This is a genomic window from Salipiger bermudensis HTCC2601, from assembly GCF_000153725.1.
GTDB lineage: Bacteria > Pseudomonadota > Alphaproteobacteria > Rhodobacterales > Rhodobacteraceae > Salipiger > Salipiger bermudensis.
The window spans coordinates 348,447-369,866 of sequence record NZ_DS022276.1 but is presented as its reverse complement, the minus strand read 5'-3'; the positions used below and the strand labels follow the sequence as shown (position 1 = coordinate 369,866).

Sequence of the window (21,420 nt, the reverse complement as noted above, 5' to 3'; positions counted from 1 at the left end):
TGTTCCTGCGCACCCCGGACGGCAACGCCTTCCTGCGGCAGGTCAAGGGGCTTGCCCCCGGCGACGCGCTGCTGGTGCAGGTCACCGGATTTGCCGAGCCCGGCAAGGCCATCCCGGTCACCACGCGGCTGCTGTTCAAGTCGCGCTATGCCATCGTCACCCCGGGCGCGCCGGGCCTCAACGTCTCGCGCCAGATCAAGGATGACGATCTGCGCGACACGCTGCTGGGCGTCGCGCACGAGGTGATGGAGGGCGATCACGGGCTGATCCTGCGCTCTTCCTGCGCCACGGGTGATCCCGACGACATCGCCGAGGATATCGCCGCCATGGTGCAACTCGCGGCGCAGGTGATGGCCGACGCAAGCGGCGAGCCCGAGACGCTGGTCGAGGGCGACGGCCCGCACGCGCTGGCGTGGCGCGAGTGGGACAGCGACGATGTCGACGGCAAGCCCGGCAGCTTCGAGCGCCACAACGTCCTCGACGCGCTCGAGGATCTGCGCTCGCCGATGGTCGCGCTCCCGGGGGGCGGTTCGATGTACATCGAGCCCACCCGCGCGCTGGTCGCCATCGACATCAACACCGGCAACGACACCTCGCCCGCCGCCGGTCTCAAGGCCAACATGGCGGCGCTGCGCGAACTGCCGCGCCAGCTGCGCCTGCGCGGGCTTGGCGGTCAGATCCTCGTCGATCCGGCCCCGGCGCCCAAGAAGGACCGTCGCCAGATGGAGCAGGTGCTGCGCGCCGCGCTCAAGCAGGATGCCACCGAGACCATCCTTGCCGGCTGGACCCAGCTTGGTTTGATGGAGCTGCAGCGCAAGCGCGAGCGCATGCCGCTGCGCGAGGTTCTGTCATGAGCTGTCCGATCTGCGGCAAGCCGACCGAGGCGAAATACCGTCCGTTCTGTTCCGGGCGCTGCGCCGATATCGACCTCGCGAAATGGGTCTCGGGCAGCTACGCCATCCCGTCCACCGATCCCGAGGATATCGAGGAGGCCATCGAGGCCGCCGAGAAGGCCCGGCAAGAGGAAACCAAGCATTGACCACCATCACCCCCGAGCTGCTCACCGAGATCCGGTCGAAATTCGCCCATGTGGAGGCCTGCCCCTTCACCGGGCCGCGGGTGTTCTTCGAGAATGCCGGCGGCGCGCTGACGCTGAATTCCGTGGTCGAGACCTCGGCCCGCTTCGCCGCGATCCCCGACAATCAGGGCCGCGACAACCCCGCCTCCGCCGCGCTCGGCGAGATCATCGCCAAGGCGCGCGAGGACGCGGCGACCTTCTTCAACGCGCCCGGCGGCAAGGTCTTCGTGGGTGAGAGCGGCACCGAGCTGCTGTTCCGGCTCATCGCCGATGCCTGCCTCGGCACGCCCGAGGGTATCGTGCTGGGCTCCACGGTCGAACACCCGGCCTCGCGCAGCGCCTGTGCCCGCTGGGCCGAGGTGGCGGGCAAGCCTCATGTGCTGGTCGCCCATGACGACACCACCGGCGTCGTGACGCCCGAGGTCTATGCGGAGGCCGTCACCGAGGACACCCGCGTGGCCACCATCCTGCATACCTCGCCGGTCACCGGCATGGGCATGGACGTGGCCGGGATCGCGAAGGCAATTCGTGCCAAGGCGCCCGAGGCGCTGATCATCGTCGACGGCATCCAGCACGCCTGTCACGGCGGCATCGACATCGCCTCCTACGACATCGACGGCTATGTGGTCTCCCCCTACAAGGTGTTCTCGCGCCACGGCTACGGCGTGGCTTGGGCCTCGGACCGGCTCAGCGCGCTGCAGCATGACGCGCTGGTGGGCGGCCCTCAGGGCAACTGGGAGCTTGGCACCCGCGACACCGGCGCCTATGCCACCTTCTCGGACGTGGTCGAGTATTTCGAATGGCTCGGCAGCCGGGTCTCCGACGCCACCGACCCGCGCGCGCGGATCGAGGCGGCGGGCCGCGCGATCCATGACCACGAGGCGGCGCTCACCAACGCCATGCTGCACGGAACCGGCAACCTGCCGGGGCTTGCGGAGATGGAAGGCGTCAGCATCGTCGGCGGCACCGACAACCCGGCCCGCGAGGGGCTGGTGAGCTTCTACGCCGCAGGGCGTGCGTCTCCGGAGCTGGTTTCGGCGCTGTCGGAGCACGGCATCCGTACCCATACCCGCAAGGCGGATCACTACTCGGGCAACATCCTCACGCCGCTCGGCCAGGAGGATTGCGTGCGCGTGTCGCTGGCGCATTACAACACCGAGGCCGAGGTCGCGGCCTTCCTGTCGGCGGTTAAGCGGATCCTCGGCTGAGCGCTGGCCCCGCGGTGGCATGGGGGCGCTGCCCCCGCCGCGGCAAGCCGCGACTCCCCCGAGGTATTGACAACCAGAGAAGGGCAGGGCGCGGCGCTCCTGTCTTCTCTTCCTCAAAAATACTCCCGCCGGAGGCATCTGCCGGTGACGCAGGTGCTGCCGCCTGAGTAGGGCGGCGCGCCGGGCTCACGTGCGAAAGCGCACGATGGAGCGGCGGTTGCCGCGCAGCGCCTCGATTTCCACGCGCGGCGCGGCGCGGCGGAGAAGCCGGTCGACCCTGTCCGGATCGGTGACGGCGCGGCCGTCGATCGTCAGCAGGATATCACCGCGGCGCAGGCCGATGCGGGCAGCATAGAGGCCAGGATCGGTGACCACGACGCCTTCGGCAGCCATCGGCAGATCAAGCTCCGTGGCCACCGCCGGGTTCATCCGTGCCAGTGACAGGCCCGGCAGCACGGCGCGGTCGTCCAGCGTCACCGCATCGCGCGGCGGCGTTTCGGGGGCGGCGATCATCTCGACCTCGGCCTCGCGCCGTTCGCCGTCATGCAGATAACGGATGCGGGCCACGTGGCCGAGCCCGGCCACCGACATGCGGTAGATCATCTCGGGCGGCGTGTTGACTGGCTGGCCGTCCACCGCAAGCACCACGTCGCCGACCCCGAGCCCCGCCTTGGCGAACGGGCTCTCGGCGTGGATGGCGGCGATCAGCACGCCGCCGGGCAGGCCGAGCCCGAGGCTCTCCGACAGGTCCGCGTCCACCGGCTGGCCGGTCATCCCGGCCCAGGGCCGGGCGAAGCCGTCATTGCCGGCGCGGGCCTGCTCGACGAACTGGGCCACCAGCGCCGAGGGAATGGCGAAGCCGATGCCGTTGGAGCCGCCCGAGCGGGTCAGGATGGACGTGTTGACCCCGATGAGGTCGCCGTTCACGTCGATCAGCGCGCCGCCGGAATTGCCCGGGTTGATCGGCGCATCGGTCTGGATGAAGTAGCCACGCGCGTTGCCGGTGGCGGTGCCGGAGCGGGCCAGCCCCGAGACGATGCCCGAGGTCACCGTCTGGCCCACGCCGAAGGGGTTGCCGATCGCAAGCACCAGCTCGCCCACCTCGACCGTGTCGCTGTCGCGCAGCGCCAGATACGGCATGTCCCCGGCGCCCTCGAGCTTGAGGATGGCGAGATCGGATTCCTCGTCGCCGAGCAGCACGGTGGCGGCGTATTCCTCGCCGGTGTTGAGCACCACGCGGATGTCGGTGGCCTGCCCCACCACGTGGTAGTTCGACACCACGATGCCGTCGTCCGAGAGGATCACGCCAGAGCCCAGCGAGTTCTGCACCCGCGGTCGGCCGCCGAACTCGCGGAACAGGTTGCCGAAGAGCGGATCGCCCGCGAAGGGACTGCGGGTCTCGACGGTGCGGCGGGCGTAGATGTTCACCACTGCCGGCGTCGCCTGCTTCACCAGCGGCACGAAGCTGAGCGAGATCTCGGCCTGGCTCTCGGGCACCCTCGTCTCGGCAGGGGAGGCGCTGGGGGCGAGGCATAGGGTGAGGGCGGCGAGCGCTGCGACGACGGTGCGAAGCATGGTATGATCCTCCTGTGCTGACCGGATATGCCCGCGCGCGCCGACGGTTTCAAGACGATGAGACGGAACGCGAAAAGCGATGTCTGCGTTGTCTGGGCACAACCGAGGAAAGGAGGATCCCATGGCCGAGCGCTACAGATCCGAGGACGGTCGCCGCGAGACCGAAGAGTATATCGACAGCACCGAGACCCCTGACCAGCAGGGCCGCGCCGGCGGCGCGACCGAGCGGCAAGTGGGCACGCGCGACCTGCTCAAGCGGGCCGAGCAGGACCGGCCGGGCGTCACGCGGGTGCGCAAGTCGGAAGAGAAACAGAGCGACTGAGGAGAGGACGATGACCGAACTGAAGAAGGGCACCTGGGTGGTCGTGACCGACAGCGAGAAGGCGTTGTTCCTGCGCAATCTCACCGATCACGATGACCCCAACCTCGACGTGTTCGACGAAGAGGAGCAGGAAAACCCCTCTGACCGTGAGCAAGGCGCCAACAAGCCGGGCCGGATGCACGACACCGGGATGGGGCACCGTTCGTCGATGGACGACACCGACTGGCACGAACTGCAGAAGGAGCGCTTTGCCGCGGATCTGGCCGAGCATCTCTACGAGGAGGCGCACAAGGGCGCATTCGACGAGCTGGTGCTGGTGGCCTCGCCGCAGGTTCTGGGCGATCTGCGCCGCGAGATGCACAAGGAGGTCGCTGCCAAGGTGGTGGCCGAGGTGCCCAAGACCCTGACCAATCACCCGGTCGACAAGATCGAGTCGCTGGTCAAGAAAGAGCTCGACGCCGCCTGAGCGGCTGATACCGGGCAACAAAAAAGGCGCCGCAGATCTCTGCGGCGCCTTTCTTTTGGTCGTGGGTCGCGAGGATTACTCCTCTGCGGCCTCGAGCTCTGCGAGGCGGGCCTTGTCGGCTGCGCCCTTGGCGTCGACATCGCGGTCGACCAGCTCGATGATCGCCATCGGCGCCATGTCACCATAACGGAAGCCGGCTTTCAGCACGCGGCAGTAGCCGCCCGAACGCTCGGCGTAGCGCGGGCCAAGCACTTCGAACAGCTTCGCGACGTCCTTGTCCTGTTTCAGCTGGGCGGCAGCCTGACGGCGGGCGTGCACGTCGCCGCGCTTGCCGAGGGTGATCAGCTTGTCGATGACGCGCTTGAGTTCCTTGGCCTTGGGCAGGGTGGTCTTGATCTGCTCGTGCTCGATTAGCGAGCCGGCCATGTTTGCCCACAGTGCCTTGCGGTGCTCGTGGGTGCGGTTGAGGCGGCGGTAGCCTTTTGCGTGACGCATGTCTCTTTACTCCGATTTGCCCTCTACGGGCGGTTTTGCTTTGTCAGGCGGCCCATGCGTTGCGGACCGCTCACCTTGGGGCAGATGCCCGGATCCCCTTGCGGGGAAGGAAACGGGGCGCCCTCTCACCGCGCCCCGTTCCTTGTCTCTGAGAGGCTCTTAGAACTGGTCTTCGAGCTTCTTGGCGAGATCTTCGATGTTGTCCGGCGGCCAGTCCTCGACATCCATGCCGAGGTGAAGACCCATGGAGGACAGCACTTCCTTGATCTCGTTCAGCGACTTGCGGCCGAAGTTCGGGGTGCGGAGCATCTCGGCTTCGGTCTTCTGGATCAGGTCGCCGATATAGACGATGTTGTCGTTCTTCAGGCAGTTCGCGGAGCGCACCGACAGCTCGAGCTCGTCCACCTTCTTGAGAAGGAGCGGGTTGAACTCGAGGCCATCGTCCTCGTCCTGACGGCCAGCCGCTTCGGGCTCGTCGAAGTTGACGAAGATCGACAGCTGATCCTGCAGGATGCGGGCAGCAAAGGCGATCGCGTCTTCGGGCGTGACCGAACCGTCGGTTTCCACCTTCATGGTCAGCTTGTCATAGTCGAGAACCTGGCCCTCACGGGTCGGCTGCACCTCGTAGGCGACGCGCTTGACCGGCGAGTAGATCGCATCGATCGGGATCAGGCCGATGGGCGCGTCTTCCGGCTTGTTCTTGTCGGCAGAGACGTAGCCCTTTCCGGTGTTCACCGTGAGCTCGACATAGAGATCGGCACCATCGTCGAGGTGGCAGATCACGTGATCCTTGTTCAGCACCTCGATGCCGGCGGTCTCGGCGATGTCACCTGCGGTGACGGCGCCCGGGCCGGTGGCGTTGATCGAGAGGCGCTTGGGGCCTTCGACTTCCATGCGCAGCGAGACGCCCTTGAGGTTCAGGACGATGTCGGTGACATCTTCGCGGACGCCCGCGACGGAGGAGAATTCGTGCAGCACGTTGTCGATCTGCACGCTGGTGATGGCCGCACCCTGAAGGCTCGACAGCAGCACCCGGCGCAGCGCGTTGCCCAAGGTCAGACCGAAGCCGCGCTCGAGCGGCTCGGCGACGACGGTGGCCACGCGGCTCGGGTCGGCGCCGGGGCGAACCTCCAGCTGGGTCGGCTTGATCAGTTCAGCCCAGTTCTTGTGGATCATGCGTCCCTCCATTCCTGTCCGTGCCCCATGTCCAAAGGCTCAGACGCCCGAGGTTGAAATGACGTAAGGCGGGGCCCCGCACGACGGCAGGGCCCCACCTTGTTGTAACGATAGATCAGACGCGGCGGCGCTTCGGCGGGCGGCAGCCGTTGTGCGCGATCGGCGACACGTCGCGGATCGACGTGATGTTGAAGCCTGCGGCGGCCAGCGCGCGCAGGGCCGATTCACGGCCCGAGCCGGGGCCCTGGACTTCGACTTCCAGCGTCTTCACGCCGTGTTCCTGCGCTTTCTTGCCGGCATCTTCTGCGGCCAGCTGAGCGGCGTAGGGGGTCGATTTCCGCGAGCCTTTGAAGCCCATGGTGCCGGCGGACGACCAGGAGATCGCATTGCCTTGCACGTCCGAGATCAGGATCTTGGTGTTGTTGAACGAAGAGTTCACATGCGCCACGCCTGCGGCGATGTTCTTGGAGACCTTCTTCTTGCCTCCGCGACGGGTATCACGTGCCATATCGAGTAGCCTCCCTTACTTCTTCTTGCCGGCGATCGGCTTCGCGGGGCCCTTGCGGGTACGCGCGTTGGTGTGGGTCCGCTGACCGCGGACGGGGAGGTTGCGGCGGTGACGCAGGCCACGGTAGCAGCCGAGGTCCATCAGGCGCTTGACGTTCATCTGAACTTCGCGGCGCAGGTCACCTTCGACGGTGAAGTTGGCGTCGATGTGCTCACGGATGGCGAGGACTTCGGTGTCGGACAGCTCGTTGACGCGACGGGTCGCATCGATGTTCACGGCCTCGCAGATCTGCTGAGCCGAGGTGTGGCCGATACCGGTGATGTAGGTGAGGGCGATCGGCACCCGTTTGTTGGTCGGGATGTTGACGCCGGCGATACGTGCCAAATCTCTGTTCCTTTTCGTTGCGGTTCCGTAGTGCCAGAACCTTTTTTCACAACATGAGCCCGAGGCGAGATCGCCGTCGGGCTGTCCGCTGATGAGGTGATCTGCGGTAGGGGAGCGACCCACCCCGCAAACATTGATTCTCTGATAGAGATGCGGGTGGGTATGAGGATTCGGAGCAAGGGTCAACCCCAATGTCGGAACCTCGCGCCGCACCGGCGCGTTTGTCCGGATATGACGACCGAGAACCACATCTCCCGCCCGAGCACGGGGTCTGATCCCGATATGATCACCCAGATGCTCTATACAAGTCTGTCGCGACATCCGCGAGGCCATTCGTCCGATTACGACATTCTCCAGGAGGCGATGCGAAACAATCGCTCCGGCGGTGTGACGGGCTATCTCCTGCGCGACACGGACCGCTTCTGCCAGGTGTTGGAAGGGCCGCAGCGCGTGCTTGAAAGCCTCTACAACCGCATTCATCTCGATCCGCGGCATTACCAGATCGTGCTGCGGATGCAGCGCGAGGTCCGGGAGCGCAGCTTCCTTGGCTGGTCGATGGGCTACGGCAGCCTGTCGGCCGAGGACAGCGCGGTGCTGGAACGCAGCTTCGCCGGGCCACCCAAGGCCGTCCTGCTCGCGTTCGGTAGGGTCGGTCGGATTGCAGGTGTCTCGGGCTGACCGCGTGCAGGGGCGTCACCGCAAATCCGCAAGCGTCGGGTCTGAGAGAGTGACGCTGGCATGAGTTCGGGAGAGGGCGCGGCTGTCGTCAAAACGAAAAAGGCGGACCCTGGGGCCCGCCTTTGTCTTGTGTTGGTCAGCAGCGATCAGCTGTCGAGCTTCGCGCCCAGTGCCGCCTTGACCTCGTCCATCGAGGCCATGCCGTCGATGCGTGAATACATGCCCTTGGCATAGTAGTACCCGATCAGCGGCGAGGTCTGCTTGTAATACTCCATCAGGCGCTTCTTGAGGCTCTCGGCATTGTCGTCGGCGCGCGGCTTTTCACCTGCGGCGATGGCAGCCTCGGCGCGCCCCACGATGCGGTCCACCAGCGCCTCGTCGTTGACGCGCAGCTCGATCACCTTGTCGAGGCTCTGGCCCATCTCGGTCAGAAGTTCACCCAGCGCGTCTGCCTGCTTCAGCGTGCGGGGGAAGCCGTCGAAGATGAAGCCCGATGCCTTGGTGGTCTGCAGCTTCTCGCGGATCAGGCCGATGACGATCTCGTCGGTGACCAGCTCGCCCGCATCCATGATCGCGGCGACACGCTTGCCCATCTCGCTGCCTGAGGCCTTCGCCTCGCGCAGCATGTCCCCGGTGGAGAGCTGGACCATGCCACGCTCCTCGACGAGAAATCCGGCCTGTGTGCCTTTGCCGGCGCCCGGCGGTCCAAGAAGAATGATGTTCATCGGCGTGCAGGTCCCCTCCGCTTGCGGGTCTTACTCTTACCGCGGAGCTGCGACTTCTGAATAAGACCTTCGTATTGATGTGCCAGCAGATGGCTCTGGATCTGCTGAATGGTGTCCATGGTCACCGATACCACGATGAGAACCGATGTCCCGCCGAAATAGAACGGGATCGCGTACTGCGAGCGCAGGATCTCGGGCAGGAGGCAGACCGCGGCCAGATAGGCCGAGCCCACGACCAGGATCCGGTTGACCACGTACTCGAGGTGATCGGCGGTGCGCTTGCCGGGGCGGATGCCCGGGATGAAGCCGTTCTGGTTCTTCAGGTTGTCGGCCACGTCATCGGGTTTGAACGACACGTTGAAGGTGTAGAAGTAGGCGAAGAAGACGATCATCGCGGCGAAGAACAGCAGGTAAAGCGGCTGTCCGGGGCCGAAATAGGCAAGGATCGTCGACATCACCGGACCGCTCGAGCCAGCCTGGCTGAAGGTCGCGATGGTGGTCGGCAGCAGCAGCAGCGAGGAGGCGAAGATCGCCGGGATCACGCCCGCCGGGTTGACCTTGACGGGCAGGTGCGACTGCTGCGCCTCGGTCATCTTCATGCCGACCTGGCGGCGCGGGTACTGAATGGTGATCTTGCGCAGCGCGCGTTCCATGAACACCACGAACATGATCACCGCGATGACCATGACGATGACCCCCACGATGATCGCCGGGCTCATGGCGCCGGAACGGCCGGAGGCGAAGAACTGCGCCAGTGCGGCGGGGATCTCGGCCACGATGCCGACGAAGATGATCAGCGAGATGCCGTTGCCGACGCCGCGGGCGGTGATCTGCTCGCCCAGCCACATCAGGAACATCGTGCCGCCGACCAGCGTGATCACCACGGCGGCGCGGAAATACCAGCCAGCCTCGTGGGCCAGGTCGCCGGCCTCGAGCGACACCGCAAGGCCATAGGCCTGAAACAGCGCCAGAAGCACCGTGCCGTAGCGGGTGTACTGGTTGATCTTCTTGCGGCCCTGCTCGCCCTCTTTCTTGAGCTGCTCGAGCGCCGGCACCATGGCCGCGAGGAGCTGCACGATGATCGAGGCCGAGATGTAGGGCATGATGCCGAGGGCGAAGATGCCCATGCGTCCCAGCGCGCCGCCGGTGAACATGGAAACCATGCCGCCGATGCCCTGGCCGGCCTGCTCCATGAAGTCGCGGAGCGCGCCGCCGTCGATTCCGGGGACGGGGATGAAGGTGCCCAGCCGGTAGACGATCAGAAGGCCGAGGGTGAATAGGATGCGGTTGCGAAGGTCAGTGGCCTTCCCAAGCGCCGCCCAACTGGTGTTGGCGGCCATTTGTTCCACAGCGGATGCCATGCGGGTCCTCTCGAAGGCAGAACGCCGCCGGAAGCGCTTTCCGGCTCCGGCGGCGTTCGTGGAAAACGTGGGGTCCTATGTAAGCGGCAGTCTCACCGCTCACAACCCGCTTATTCTGCGGCCGCCGCGGTCGTGACCTTGAGAGCGCCGCCGGCTTTCTCGACTGCCTCGACGGCGGATTTCGACGCGCCGGTGGTCTCGATGGTCAGGGCGGTGGTGACGTCACCCTTGGCGAGCACGCGGATGCCGTCGAGCTTGCGGCGCACGAGGCCCGATGCCACGAGGCTGTCCTCGGTGATCGATGCCGCGTCGAGCTTGCCTGCGTCGACGAACTTCTGGATCAGGCCGAGGTTGACGACAGCGTAGCTCTTGCGGTTCGGCTTGTTGAAGCCGCGCTTGGGCAGACGCTGGTAGAGCGGCATCTGGCCGCCTTCGTAGCCGTTGATGGCCACACCCGAACGCGATTTCTGACCCTTGATACCACGGCCACCCATCTTGCCTTTGCCCGAACCCGGGCCGCGGCCGATGCGCTTTTTGGACTGGACGGCGCCAGGATTGTCGCGAAGTTCATTCAGTTTCATGTCGCTTCTCCATTGCCGGATGTGACCCCGAAGCGAACGGGCCAACCACGGCGTTTTTTGGTTTTCTGAATCAGTGGCGCAAGGCCACCGGGGGCCTGTACCCCAGAGGCCGGTACAAAGCAAGGGCGCCGGCGCTCCCCTGAGGTGAGAGCGGCGCCCATGCCCGAAGGCACCGCGGCGTCTTTCGACGGCCTCCCTCTGGCGGGAGTATTTTTGACGAAGAGAAGCCAGGGGCGCGGCGCACATGGCTTCTCTGGTTTCAAAATACCTCGGGGGTGAATTGGCGCGCAGCGCCAAGAGGGGGCAGCGCCCCCGCCTTGTCACGGACCAGGGCGGGCGGTCAGTCCGCGCCCTTTTCCAGAGCGTCGAGCCGGGCCTTCAGCGCCTCGTTCTCTTCGCGGGCCTTCTGCGCCATGGCGCGGACCGCGTCGAACTCTTCGCGGGTGACGAAATCGCGATCGGCCAGCCAGCGGTCGATCATCGACTTCATCGCCGTCTCGGCCTCGTCCCTGGCGCCCTGTGCCACGCCCATGGCGTTGGTCATCAGCTGCGAGATGTCGTCGAATACCTTGTTGCGGGTCTGCATGGGTGCTCCTGATACGATGTTGTCATCAATATGGGCCCTGCAGCCGCCGGCCTCAAGGTTGACTTCGCCGCCAAAGCGACGGCACTCATGCGGCCATGAAAGCCGCCCTGCAATTCCCCTCGCTCTCGCCCGAACTGTTCTCGATCTCGATCGGCAGTTTCGAGTTCGCCCTGCGCTGGTACGCGCTGGCCTATATCGCCGGTATTCTGCTCGGCTGGCAGCTCGCCGCGGCGGCGCTGCGCCGCGTCCGGCTCTGGCGCGACGAGAGTCCGCCGATGAGCACGGAGCAGCTCGAGCAGCTGCTGACCTGGGTGATCCTCGGCATCATCCTCGGCGGACGGCTGGGCTTCGTGCTGTTCTACCAGCCGGCCTATTACCTCTCCAATCCCGGCGAGATCCTGATGATCTGGCACGGCGGCATGTCGTTCCATGGCGGGCTGCTGGGGGTGATCGTGGCGGCGCTCGGCTTCTGCCTGAAGCATGGCATCCGCCTGATGCCCACCGCCGACCTGATGGCGCTTGCCGTGCCGCCGGGGCTGCTGCTCGGGCGGATCGCCAACTTCGTCAATGCCGAGCTCTGGGGCCGGCCCACTGATTTGCCCTGGGGCGTGATCTTCCCCGGTGAGGCGGCGCAGGCCTGCGGCCAGGCCGCGGGGGAACTTTGCGCCCGTCATCCCTCGCAGCTCTACGAGGCCGGGCTCGAGGGGCTGATCCTCGGCGCCGTGCTGATCTGGCTGGCCTTCGCGCGCGGCGCGCTCAAGCGGCCCGGCATCGTGGTGGGGACCTTCTTCGCGGGCTATGGCCTCGCGCGCTTCATCGTCGAGTTCGCCCGCCAGCCCGATGCGCAGTTCGTCTCGCCGGGCAACCCGCTGGGGCTGGCCTTTCAGGTGGGCGGCTTCGGTCTCACCATGGGGCAGATCCTGTCGCTGCCGATGATTCTCATCGGCGTGGCGCTGCTGGTCGCGGCGAGGCGGCGGGCATGAGCCCGCTCGAGGAGATCTTGCACCGGCGCATCGCAGCCGAGGGGCCGATGACCATCGCCGAATACATGGCCACCTGCCTCGGCCATCCGCGGTACGGCTATTACCCGACGCGTGACCCGCTGGGCGCGGCGGGAGATTTCACCACCGCGCCCGAGATCAGCCAGATGTTCGGCGAGCTTCTGGGTCTATGCCTTGCGCAGTGCTGGCTGGAGCAGGGGCGGCCATCGTCTTTCGTGCTGGCCGAGCTGGGGCCGGGGCGAGGCACGCTGATGGCCGACGCCACCCGCGCCATGCGCGGCGTGCCGGGCATGCTCGAGGCGGCGCGTCTGCACCTTGTCGAGACCTCGCCGCGCCTGCGCGACGAGCAGCACCGCAGGCTCGCACCGCTGATGCCGGTCTGGCACGACAGCGTCGCGAACCTGCCCGAGGCGCCGCTCTACCTGCTTGCCAACGAGTTCTTCGACGCGCTGCCGATCCGCCAGTTCCTGCGCTCTGGCGAGGGCTGGTGCGAGCGCGTGGTCGGCCTTTCGGAAGGGCGGCTCGCCTTCGGCCTCACCGAGCCCGCGCCGCACGGCGAGCTTGAACACCGGCTTGCCGACACGCGCGAGGGCGACCTTGTCGAGACCTGCGCCCCGGCCACCGGCATCGCCGAAGACATCGGCCGTCGCATCGCGTCGCAGGGTGGCGCGGCGCTGATCGTCGACTACGGCAGCGCGCGCAGCCTCGGCGACACCTTCCAGGCGGTGCGCCGGCACGACAAGGTGTCTCCGCTCGACGCCCCGGGCACGGCCGACCTCACCGCGCATGTGGACTTCGGCGCGCTTGCCACCGCCATGCCCTGCGCCACCACCACGCTTACGCCGCAGGGCGTCTTCCTAGAGCGGCTGGGCATCACCGACCGCGCGCGCGCGCTAGCGGCACGGCTCAGCGGAGCGCAGCTCGACAGCCACGTCGCCGCACATCGCCGGTTGACGCACCCCGAGGAAATGGGTTCGCTGTTCAAGACACTCGGGGCCTTCCCGGAAGGCGCAGCCCCACCGCCCGGACTACTGGACACATGACGCTTGAGATCATCACTTCGCAAAGCCTCGTTCCCCTGAGGCATGGTTTCTTCACCCGCAAGGGCGGGGCCTCGTCAGGGGTGTTCGCGGGTCTGAACTGCGGCAACGGCTCGTCGGACCAGTCCGAGATCGTGGCGATCAACCGCGCCCGCGCCGCCGACGCGATGGACGTGCCGGTCGGGCAGCTGGTGAATGTCCATCAGACCCATTCCTCGAAGGTGGTTGTGGTCGAGGGGCCGCATGAGGGGCCGGCGCCCGAGGCCGACGCCATGGTCACGGCCACGCCGGGGCTGGCGATCGCGGTGCTCACCGCCGACTGCCAGCCGGTGCTGTTCGCCGATGCCGAGGCCGGCGTGGTCGGGGCAGCCCATGCGGGCTGGCGCGGGGCCATCGACGGCGTGCTGGAAGAGACCGTGGCCGCCATGGTCGGGCTCGGCGCAACGCGTGAGCGTATTCGCGCGGTGATCGGCCCGAGCATCAGCCAGCGCGCCTACGAGGTCGGGCCGGAGTTCTTCGAGACCTTCATGAGCGTGGATCCGGTGAACGGCCGTTTCTTCGCAGGGGGCGAGGGCGACCGGATGCATTTCGATCTGCCGGGCTTTGGCCTGCACAAGCTGCGCGAGGCCGGGGTCGAGGCGGAATGGACCCGTCACTGCACCTATTCCGACCCGCAGCGCTTCTATTCCTTCCGCCGCTCGGTGCACGAGCGCGAGGCGGATTACGGTCGGCTGATCTCGGCGATCCGGCTCTGATCTTCGTTTCGGAAACAAACGCGCCAAGCCCCTGAAATTGTCCGCGCTTTGTCAAAAAGGCGCCCCAATCTCCCGTCATGGTCTGAACAAGCCCGCAGCTTGGACGCTGCAGTACAGGCGAGAAAAAGACCGAGCAGGAGCAGTGTCATGAAAAAGCCGAGCCGTTTCATCAAGTCCGCCGTCGCAACCGCAAAGTCGGTGGAGATGGAGCTTCCCTGGGCGCGCGGCGCGCGGCGGGACGCGGCCATCGCGCGCCGCAAAGGACAGGCCCCGGTTCTGAAGCGGGCCTGAAACCCGATCCCGATTCGCCTCGGTTTTGGCCAGTTTCGGCGAATTGACCCCTGCCAAGGGAACAATCATCAGCGTTTGACCGGATTGATCGCGATAATTCGGTCAAATCCGGTTAAATTTTGACATACCCGGGGCATTGGGTCCTATCTGTCATCATTCGTTTTACAACAGTCCTTCTGTTGTTGTTGGTGGGGGCCAACACGGTTGTGACCAGTCCTTTAAGGGGTGTTCACGTGTCTAGTCTTAACCAGTCCTTCGAGTCCGCAACCCGGTCGGTTTCTCTTCAGATTCCCCGCAAACCCGTGTCGCACCGCGCCGAACCGCGCCCGCGCCGCAGCTCTGCCCTGATGCGCAAGTACGAGACCTCGGCGCTGATGCCCGATCTCTCGATTTCATTCAAAAGCCAGATCGCCCCGGCCCAGCCGCTCTTCGAAGAGGCCTGCACCGCCTTCGCGCGTGGCACGCTGATTCCCACTGTGCGCGGCCCGGTCGCCATCGAGGATCTGCTGCCCGGCGATTACGTCGAGAGCAGCGCCGGCGCGCAGCCGGTCACCTGGATCGGGTCGACCACCTATGTGCCTGGCATTCCGGACGATGCCACGACGCTGGCCTCGCTGTCGCGCATCACCGCCGACAGTTTCGGCCCCGGCCGCCCGATGGTCGACGTGCTTGTCGGACCGGCGGCGCACATGGTGATGCGCCGCGACCGGTTGAAATCGCTGATCGGTCGCGAGACCGTTCTGGTGCCGGTGGCGGATTTCGCCGACGGCGACCGCATCGTCGAGGTGACGCCGGTGGGCTCGGTGCAGCTCTACCACCTGATGCTTGGCCGCCACGCCACCATGCGGATCGGCGGTATCGAGATGGAGAGCTATCACCCTGGCAAGTCGCTCGTTCGTTCGATGGGCGAGAGCACCGCAGCGCTGTTCCTGTCGCTGTTCCCGAATATCGGACAGGCCGAGGATTTCGGCGAGCTCAGCCTCACCCGCACCACGCGCGAGGTGATCGACAGCTTGACCTCTCTCTGATCCGAAGCGGCGGCCTCAGGCGGAGCGGCTCAGCCGCTCCTCCAGCACGTCGAACGGCACGCCCGGCTCGTCCTTGGCGCCACGGATCACCAGCGAGGTCTTCACACTGCCGACATTCTCGGCGGTGAGCAGATCTCCGGTCAGGAAGCTCTGAAAGGTCGAGAGGTCGGGAGCCACGCATTTCAGGATGAAATCAACCTCGCCGTTGAGCATGTGGCACTCGCGTACAAGCGGCCAGTTGCGACAGCGCTCCTCGAAGGCGCGCAGATCGACCTCGGCCTGGCTCTGCAGTCCGACCGACGCGAAGACCTGAACCTCGAAGCCCAGTTCGCGCGGATCGACATCGGCGTGGTAGCCGCGGATGAAGCCCTGTTCCTCGAGCGTGCGCACCCGGCGCAGGCAGGGCGGGGCGGAGATCCCGACACGTTTGGCGAGCTCGACATTGGTCATGCGGCCATCGGCCTGCAGCTCCGCCAGAATCTTGCGATCGATCGGATCGAGCCGGTTCCCGGGCATCGTCATACCTCTTTTGATTTCGCGATTGTTATACCACCCCGGCGGCGTGGCGCAATAAAGTTTCACTCTAGTGAAAGAATATTAAGCGCTCATGCGCAGAGGCGCTGATTATTCCATCATGACACTGTCAGGTTGAGGTGACCGCCCTGGCGACCGTTGGCGCGAACATCTGTTCGGCTGCGAGCGGCGGGGTGGTTCCGCCGCCTTATGCCGCGCTGCCGCGGAAACGGCAAGCGCTTCGGGGCGGGGCTTTCGCTGCCGGGGCAAGCCGACTATATGAGCGCGAAACGCTTTGTCCGAGGATTGTCCCATGTCCGATACCCGCCACACCAAGGTCCTGATCATCGGCTCCGGCCCGGCCGGCTACACCGCCGGTGTCTACGCCTCGCGCGCCATGCTCGAGCCGATCCTCGTGCAGGGGCTCGAGCCGGGCGGTCAGCTGACCACCACCACCGAGGTCGAGAACTGGCCGGGCCACACCGAGGTGCAGGGCCCCGAGTTGATGGTCAACATGGAGGCGCATGCCCGCGCCATGGGCACCGAGATCATCGGTGACATCATCACCAAGCTCGACCTCGACGTGCGTCCCTTCGTGGCACATGGCGACAGCGGCACCACCTACACCGCCGACGCGGTGATCCTTGCCACCGGCGCGCGCGCCAAGTGGCTGGGTCTCGAGTCCGAGGAGGCCTACAAGGGCTTCGGCGTCTCGGCCTGCGCCACCTGCGACGGCTTCTTCTACCGCGGCCAGGAGATCGTGGTGGTCGGTGGCGGCAACACTGCCGTGGAAGAAGCACTGTTCCTGACCAACTTCGCCAGCAAGGTGACGCTGATCCACCGTCGCGATGAGCTGCGCGCCGAGAAGATCCTGCAGGACCGCCTGCTCAAGCACGAGAAGATCGTGCCGCTCTGGCACCACGCGCTCGAGGAAGTGGTGGGCGAGGACAGCCCCAAGGGCGTCACCGCGGTGCGCGCCAAGAACGTGCAGACCGGCGAGATCACCGAGATCCCCTGCAAGGGTGTCTTCGTCGCCATCGGCCACGCGCCGGCCAACGAACTGGTCAAGGACGTGCTCGAGACCCATATGGGCGGTTACGTGAAGACCCAGCCCGACAGCACTGCGACCTCGATCCCCGGCGTTTTCGCGGCCGGCGACCTGACCGACCACAAGTACCGCCAGGCGGTGACCAGCGCCGGCATGGGCTGCATGGCGGCGCTGGAGGCCGAGCGCTGGCTGGCGGAACAGGGTGTCGACGAGGGCAAGGATGTCTCCGAGCCGCTGGGCTACGGCGCCGAAAACCCGGTCGCCGGCTGAGCCGCAAGGACTGCGAACTCTGGAAGGGGGGTGCCGCTGGCGCGCCCCTTCTTCGTTTCAGCCCTGTTCCGGCCGTTGACGCGCGGGCGACAATCTTTGGTTGAAGGCCCGGTCTGGCGCATCTTCGCAACTTTGAGCGTCGCAGGCGGCGGAATTATGCGCCTGCAGCAATTTTTCCTTTCCTGAGGTCGCGGTCTGTGCAATGCGTTCATTCGTGAACACACTTTGAGTCGTCTATTTATGTCCACCCCTGGTGCAAAACCGATTACCGATGAGGAAGGCCCGCTGTTCCGGCTGCTGCGTCACGTTGACGTGGCGCCGCACGCATCGCAGCGAGAGATCTCCTCGGCCATCGGCGTGTCTCTGGGGCGTCTCAATGCGCAGCTTCGGGCCGCAGCCGAAGCCGGGTTCATCACCATCAGCGAACGCTCTGGGCCGGACCGGCGCCAGCGCTTCGCCTATTCCCTGACTTCACGCGGTGCGGCTGAAAAGGCCCGGCTCACGGACCGCTTTCTGGCGCGGAAGTTCCTCGAGTACCAGGCGCTTCACGCCGAACTGACCGGGACCGCCAGCGGCTACGTTCCCTCCACTAACAGGACCAGATTCATGCAGAACAATCTCGCTCCCATTCCCGAGCTGTTCGTCTCGTACGACAGCGCCCAGAAGCTCAAGGTCGAAGCCGGCGAGCTGACCTCGCACGATCTGACCCCGCGCCAGATCTGCGACCTCGAGCTGCTGATGAATGGCGGCTTCTACCCGCTGAAGGGCTTCCTCGGTGAAGAGGACTACGACGGCGTGGTCGACAACATGCGCATGGCCGACGGCACGCTCTGGCCGATGCCGATCACCCTCGACGTCAAGGAAGACTTCGCCGACAAGATCGAGATCGGTCAGGACATCGCCCTGCGCGATCAGGAAGGCGTGATCCTCGCCACCATGACCGTGACCGACAAGTGGGCGCCGAACAAGTCCAAGGAAGCCGAGAAGGTCTTCGGCGCCGATGACGACGCGCACCCGGCGGTCAACTACCTGCACAACCACGCCGGCAAGATCTATCTCGGCGGCCCGGTCACCGGCATCCAGCAGCCGGTGCACTACGATTTCCGCGCCCGCCGCGACACGCCCAACGAGCTGCGCGCCTATTTCCGCAAGCTCGGCTGGCGCAAGGTGGTGGCGTTCCAGACCCGCAACCCGCTGCACCGCGCCCACCAGGAGCTGACCTTCCGCGCCGCCCGTGAATCGCAGGCCAACCTGCTGATCCACCCGGTCGTCGGCATGACCAAGCCGGGCGATGTCGATCACTTCACCCGCGTGCGCTGCTACGAGGCGGTGCTCGACAAGTACCCGGCCTCGACCACCTCGATGTCGCTGCTGCCGCTCGCCATGCGCATGGCCGGCCCGCGCGAGGCGGTCTGGCACGGCCTGATCCGCAAGAACTTCGGCGTGACCCACTTCATCGTCGGCCGCGACCACGCGGGCCCGGGCAAGAACTCCGCCGGCGAGGACTTCTACGGTCCCTACGATGCGCAGGAGCTGTTCAAGGCGCATGAGGAAGAGATGGGCATCGAGATGGTGCCGTTCAAACACATGGTCTACGTCGAAGAGCGTGCCCAGTACGAGCCCGCCGACGAGATCGCCGACAAGGACAGCGTCAACATCCTGAACATCTCGGGCACCGAGCTGCGCCGTCGTCTTCAGGAAGGCCTCGAGATCCCCGAGTGGTTCTCGTTCCCCGAGGTTGTGGCCGAGCTGCGCCGCACCAAGCCGCCGCGTTCGAAGCAGGGCTTCACCGTGTTCTTCACCGGCTTCTCGGGCTCGGGCAAGTCGACCATCGCCAACGCTCTGATGACCAAGCTGATGGAGATGGGTGGCCGTCCGGTGACGCTGCTCGACGGCGACATCGTCCGCAAGAACCTCAGCTCCGAGCTGGGCTTCTCGAAGGAGCACCGCGACCTCAACATCCGTCGCATCGGCTATGTGGCGTCCGAGATCACCAAGAACGGCGGCATCGCGATCTGCGCGCCCATCGCGCCTTACGCGGCCACCCGCCGCGCGGTGCGCGAGGACATCGAACAGTTCGGTGCCTTCATCGAGGTGCACGTGGCGACCACGATCGAAGAGTGCGAGCGTCGTGACCGCAAGGGCCTCTACAAGCTGGCCCGCGAAGGCAAGATCAAGGAGTTCACCGGCATCTCCGATCCCTACGACGTTCCGGCCAACCCGGAGCTGCGGGTCGAGACCGAGGGCACCGATGTTGACAACTGCGCGCATCAGGTGATCCTGAAGCTCGAGAGCATGGGCCTGATCGCCGGCCACTGAGCCAGCTTTCCGCCAGAGGAACCGGGGCCATGCGCGACACCGCGCGTGGCCCTTCTCGCGTGTCGGCTGCGGCGGGAATGCTCCGATGCCGCGCGCGGCTCGGCTTGCTCGTCACGCCCGTTGGGCTATCCTCGGGACAAACGACGGAAAGGCAGCCTGCCCATGAAACTCTTCATCATTCTCCTCGCCGCCGCGGTGACGGTGGCCGGTGTTGCGCAGGCCGCGCGCAATCATGGCCGCATCGACGAGCCCGCGGCGGGCGACCGCACGACCATCAAGGCGGGGGACCGACTCGCGATGAGCATGGGACGGCCCAACGAGCTCACGACCGGCGAGCAACAGCAGGTGGTCTTCCTGCTTCCGGGCACCGACCCCGCCAGCATCCCGCCGGAGAAATGGGGCCGCGTGCGCGCCATCATCCACGGCGATTACAGCGACTCCCAAAAGAAGACCGAACTGCGGGGCCTTCTTCGGCGCTGACCTGCCGTCCTTGCACGGTCTGGCGGTCTTTGGGTAGGATTTTCCGAAGCAACGCTGCGGGAGATTGTCATTTTCCGAAGCCATTCCTCTCCGTATCACGGGGGCCGAGATTTTCGGGCGCAACAGCGCCACGGCACAGGAGAGGACGCGCGGATGACACTCGAGACAATCGACACCCTGGTGGTCGGCGGCGGGCAGGCTGGGATCGCCATGAGCGAGCATCTGGGCCGCGCCGGCATCCCGCATCTTGTGCTCGAGCGCGCCCGCATCGCCGAGCGCTGGCGCTCGGAGCGCTGGGACAGCCTGGTCGCCAACGGACCGGCCTGGCATGACCGATTTCCCGGCCTCGATTTCCCCGGTGGTGATGGCGAGGCCTTTATCCCGAAAGAGAAGGTGGCCGACTACTTCGTGCAATATGCCGAGCAGATCGGCGCGCCGCTGCGCTGTGGCGTCGAAGTCACCTTGGTGCGTCGGCTCGAGGGCAGGCGGGGCTTCCGGGTCGAGACCTCGGACGGGCCGATCGAGGCCCGCAACGTAGTCGCCGCGACCGGGCCGTTTCAGCGCCCGGTGATGCCGGACGTGATCGCCGCGCGCGACAGCCTGCATCAGATCCATTCCAACGCTTATCGCAATCCCGGCCAGTTGCCCGAGGGGGCGGTGCTGGTGGTGGGCGCGGGCTCGTCCGGCGTGCAGATCGCCGACGAGCTGTCGCGTGCGGGGCGCAAGGTCTACCTCTCGGTCGGGCCGCATGACCGCCCCCCGCGCCGCTACCGCGGGCGCGACTTCGTCTGGTGGCTGGGCGTGCTCGGCAAATGGGACCTCGCAGCACAGGAGCCCGGCCGCGAGCATGTCACCATCGCGGTGAGCGGCGCGCGCGGCGGCGAGACGGTGGATTTCCGAAGGCTTGCGGCGCAAGGCATCACGCTGCTCGGGCGGACACTCTCGGAGGCGGGCGGTACGCTGCGCTTTGCCGATGATGTGGCGCTGCAGGTGCGGCGCGGCGATGAAAATTACCTTGCCCTGCTCGACGAGGCCGATGCCTATGTCGCGCGCAACGGGCTCGACCTGCCGGAGGAGCCGGAGGCGCGGGTCTTTGGACCCGAGCCCGACTGCCTGACCAACCCGGTCACCGCGCTGGATCTGGACGAGGCGGGCATTGCCTCGGTGATCTGGGCCACAGGCTACGCGGTCGATTACGGCTGGCTCGAGGTCGACACGTTCGACGAAAAGGGCGTGCCCCGCCATCAGCGCGGCGTCTCGGAAGAGCCGGGCATCTATTTCCTCGGGTTGCCCTGGCAGTCGCGGCGTGGGTCGAGCTTCATATGGGGCGTCTGGCATGACGCGCGCCATGTCGCCGACCAGATCGCGATCCAGGCAAGCTATGCCGCTTACGATGACGCCGCCCGGCGCCGGGCGCCGGCGGTCGCACAGGCGGGCTGACGCGCTTCAGGCGGGGCGCGTGGCTGCGGGCGGCGCGTCCATGCCGGGGATGTGGCTGTCCGAGATCTCGCGGGTGCAATGCTCCATGAAGC

At 66.2% G+C, this 21,420-nt stretch carries 25 protein-coding genes; 15 read left to right on the top strand and 10 right to left on the bottom strand.

From position 1 onward, the window contains the following. From R2601_RS26885 to R2601_RS01705, 3 genes are all read left to right on the top strand, one after another. On the top strand, nucleotides 1-854 hold an 854-nt coding region (locus R2601_RS26885), incomplete at its 5' end, for a ribonuclease E/G (RefSeq protein WP_007792564.1). Further along, the gene (locus R2601_RS01710) at nucleotides 851-1,039 is read left to right on the top strand and encodes a DNA gyrase inhibitor YacG (protein ID WP_007792562.1); all 189 of its coding nucleotides are present in this window, start codon (nucleotides 851-853) and stop codon (nucleotides 1,037-1,039) included. The genes R2601_RS26885 and R2601_RS01710, both read left to right, overlap by 4 nt. Beyond that, nucleotides 1,036-2,286 (top strand): aminotransferase class V-fold PLP-dependent enzyme, encoded by a 1,251-nt coding sequence (locus tag R2601_RS01705; protein WP_007792557.1) that lies wholly within the window; start codon nucleotides 1,036-1,038, stop codon nucleotides 2,284-2,286. The genes R2601_RS01710 and R2601_RS01705 overlap by 4 nt, the downstream gene beginning before the upstream one ends. Nucleotides 2,287-2,472: 186 nt before the next feature. On the opposite strand, the gene R2601_RS01700 is transcribed toward R2601_RS01705, so the two are convergent. Beyond that, complete coding sequence (locus tag R2601_RS01700; RefSeq protein WP_007792554.1) at nucleotides 2,473-3,861, bottom strand: trypsin-like peptidase domain-containing protein; 1,389 nt, start codon at nucleotides 3,859-3,861, stop codon at nucleotides 2,473-2,475. 121 nt (nucleotides 3,862-3,982) lie between these two features. Between R2601_RS01700 and R2601_RS01695 the strand changes: the two genes are divergently transcribed. Both R2601_RS01695 and R2601_RS01690 read left to right on the top strand, forming a co-directional pair. Then, complete coding sequence (locus tag R2601_RS01695; RefSeq protein ID WP_007792551.1) at nucleotides 3,983-4,183, top strand: hypothetical protein; 201 nt, start codon at nucleotides 3,983-3,985, stop codon at nucleotides 4,181-4,183. A gap of 10 nt (nucleotides 4,184-4,193) precedes the next feature. Continuing rightward, nucleotides 4,194-4,649, top strand: coding sequence for a host attachment family protein (locus tag R2601_RS01690; RefSeq protein WP_007792549.1), 456 nt, complete (start codon nucleotides 4,194-4,196; stop codon nucleotides 4,647-4,649). A gap of 75 nt (nucleotides 4,650-4,724) precedes the next feature. Here R2601_RS01690 and rplQ read toward each other — a convergent pair whose 3' ends face one another. The 4 genes from rplQ to rpsM form a co-directional block, all read right to left on the bottom strand. Continuing rightward, on the bottom strand, nucleotides 4,725-5,144 hold the full coding sequence (rplQ, locus tag R2601_RS01685) for a 50S ribosomal protein L17 (RefSeq protein WP_007792547.1): 420 nt from the start codon (nucleotides 5,142-5,144) through the stop codon (nucleotides 4,725-4,727). A 159-nt stretch (nucleotides 5,145-5,303) separates the two neighbouring features. Further along, the gene (locus tag R2601_RS01680; protein WP_007792545.1) at nucleotides 5,304-6,320 is read right to left on the bottom strand and encodes a DNA-directed RNA polymerase subunit alpha; all 1,017 of its coding nucleotides are present in this window, start codon (nucleotides 6,318-6,320) and stop codon (nucleotides 5,304-5,306) included. A 115-nt stretch (nucleotides 6,321-6,435) separates the two neighbouring features. Continuing rightward, on the bottom strand, nucleotides 6,436-6,828 hold the full coding sequence (gene rpsK, locus R2601_RS01675; protein ID WP_007792543.1) for a 30S ribosomal protein S11: 393 nt from the start codon (nucleotides 6,826-6,828) through the stop codon (nucleotides 6,436-6,438). Between the two features lie 15 nt (nucleotides 6,829-6,843). Beyond that, complete coding sequence (gene rpsM, locus R2601_RS01670) at nucleotides 6,844-7,212, bottom strand: 30S ribosomal protein S13 (protein WP_007792541.1); 369 nt, start codon at nucleotides 7,210-7,212, stop codon at nucleotides 6,844-6,846. 294 nt (nucleotides 7,213-7,506) lie between these two features. Here rpsM and R2601_RS01665 point away from each other — a divergent pair, with 294 nt between their 5' ends. Further along, on the top strand, nucleotides 7,507-7,890 hold the full coding sequence (locus tag R2601_RS01665) for a BLUF domain-containing protein (RefSeq protein ID WP_254656024.1): 384 nt from the start codon (nucleotides 7,507-7,509) through the stop codon (nucleotides 7,888-7,890). Between the two features lie 146 nt (nucleotides 7,891-8,036). On the opposite strand, the gene R2601_RS01660 is transcribed toward R2601_RS01665, so the two are convergent. The 4 genes from R2601_RS01660 to R2601_RS01645 all read right to left on the bottom strand — a co-directional run bounded on the left by R2601_RS01660 (nucleotide 8,037) and on the right by R2601_RS01645 (nucleotide 11,143). Further along, a complete protein-coding gene (locus tag R2601_RS01660; RefSeq protein WP_007792534.1) occupies nucleotides 8,037-8,615 on the bottom strand; it encodes an adenylate kinase in 579 nt (192 codons plus the stop codon). Continuing rightward, the gene (secY, locus tag R2601_RS01655; protein ID WP_040544269.1) at nucleotides 8,612-9,976 is read right to left on the bottom strand and encodes a preprotein translocase subunit SecY; all 1,365 of its coding nucleotides are present in this window, start codon (nucleotides 9,974-9,976) and stop codon (nucleotides 8,612-8,614) included. The genes R2601_RS01660 and secY overlap by 4 nt, the downstream gene beginning before the upstream one ends. Before the next feature lie 110 nt (nucleotides 9,977-10,086). Beyond that, a complete protein-coding gene (rplO, locus tag R2601_RS01650; RefSeq protein ID WP_007792530.1) occupies nucleotides 10,087-10,557 on the bottom strand; it encodes a 50S ribosomal protein L15 in 471 nt (156 codons plus the stop codon). A 340-nt stretch (nucleotides 10,558-10,897) separates the two neighbouring features. Further along, a complete protein-coding gene (locus R2601_RS01645; protein ID WP_007792528.1) occupies nucleotides 10,898-11,143 on the bottom strand; it encodes an accessory factor UbiK family protein in 246 nt (81 codons plus the stop codon). Between the two features lie 95 nt (nucleotides 11,144-11,238). Between R2601_RS01645 and lgt the strand changes: the two genes are divergently transcribed. From lgt to R2601_RS01625, 5 genes are all read left to right on the top strand, one after another. Beyond that, nucleotides 11,239-12,126, top strand: a complete 888-nt coding sequence (gene lgt / locus R2601_RS01640; protein WP_007792526.1) for a prolipoprotein diacylglyceryl transferase — start codon at nucleotides 11,239-11,241, stop codon at nucleotides 12,124-12,126. Further along, a complete protein-coding gene (locus R2601_RS01635; protein WP_007792525.1) occupies nucleotides 12,123-13,187 on the top strand; it encodes a class I SAM-dependent methyltransferase in 1,065 nt (354 codons plus the stop codon). The genes lgt and R2601_RS01635 overlap by 4 nt, the downstream gene beginning before the upstream one ends. Beyond that, the gene (gene pgeF / locus R2601_RS01630; RefSeq protein ID WP_007792523.1) at nucleotides 13,184-13,939 is read left to right on the top strand and encodes a peptidoglycan editing factor PgeF; all 756 of its coding nucleotides are present in this window, start codon (nucleotides 13,184-13,186) and stop codon (nucleotides 13,937-13,939) included. Before R2601_RS01635 ends, pgeF begins: the two co-directional genes overlap by 4 nt. Nucleotides 13,940-14,086: 147 nt before the next feature. Further along, complete coding sequence (locus R2601_RS26880) at nucleotides 14,087-14,230, top strand: hypothetical protein (protein WP_007792520.1); 144 nt, start codon at nucleotides 14,087-14,089, stop codon at nucleotides 14,228-14,230. Between the two features lie 347 nt (nucleotides 14,231-14,577). Continuing rightward, nucleotides 14,578-15,258 carry a Hint domain-containing protein gene (locus R2601_RS01625; RefSeq protein WP_040544267.1) on the top strand — a complete coding sequence of 227 codons (681 nt, stop codon included), beginning with the start codon at nucleotides 14,578-14,580 and terminating at the stop codon, nucleotides 15,256-15,258. A 15-nt stretch (nucleotides 15,259-15,273) separates the two neighbouring features. Here the strand turns inward: R2601_RS01625 and R2601_RS01620 are convergent, their stop codons facing one another. Beyond that, nucleotides 15,274-15,774 (bottom strand): Lrp/AsnC family transcriptional regulator, encoded by a 501-nt coding sequence (locus R2601_RS01620; protein ID WP_007792516.1) that lies wholly within the window; start codon nucleotides 15,772-15,774, stop codon nucleotides 15,274-15,276. Nucleotides 15,775-16,084: 310 nt separating this feature from the next. Here R2601_RS01620 and trxB point away from each other — a divergent pair, with 310 nt between their 5' ends. The 4 genes from trxB (at nucleotide 16,085) to R2601_RS01600 (ending at nucleotide 21,328) form a co-directional block, all read left to right on the top strand. Then, nucleotides 16,085-17,089, top strand: a complete 1,005-nt coding sequence (trxB, locus tag R2601_RS01615) for a thioredoxin-disulfide reductase (RefSeq protein WP_007792515.1) — start codon at nucleotides 16,085-16,087, stop codon at nucleotides 17,087-17,089. Between the two features lie 240 nt (nucleotides 17,090-17,329). Beyond that, nucleotides 17,330-19,408: a bifunctional sulfate adenylyltransferase/adenylylsulfate kinase gene (locus R2601_RS01610; RefSeq protein WP_007792513.1), complete on the top strand. Its 2,079-nt coding sequence runs from the start codon at nucleotides 17,330-17,332 to the stop codon at nucleotides 19,406-19,408. A 162-nt stretch (nucleotides 19,409-19,570) separates the two neighbouring features. After that, nucleotides 19,571-19,888, top strand: a complete 318-nt coding sequence (locus R2601_RS01605; RefSeq protein ID WP_007792511.1) for a hypothetical protein — start codon at nucleotides 19,571-19,573, stop codon at nucleotides 19,886-19,888. Nucleotides 19,889-20,041: 153 nt separating this feature from the next. Next, nucleotides 20,042-21,328: a flavin-containing monooxygenase gene (locus tag R2601_RS01600; protein WP_007792510.1), complete on the top strand. Its 1,287-nt coding sequence runs from the start codon at nucleotides 20,042-20,044 to the stop codon at nucleotides 21,326-21,328. Nucleotides 21,329-21,420: the final 92 nt, after the last annotated feature.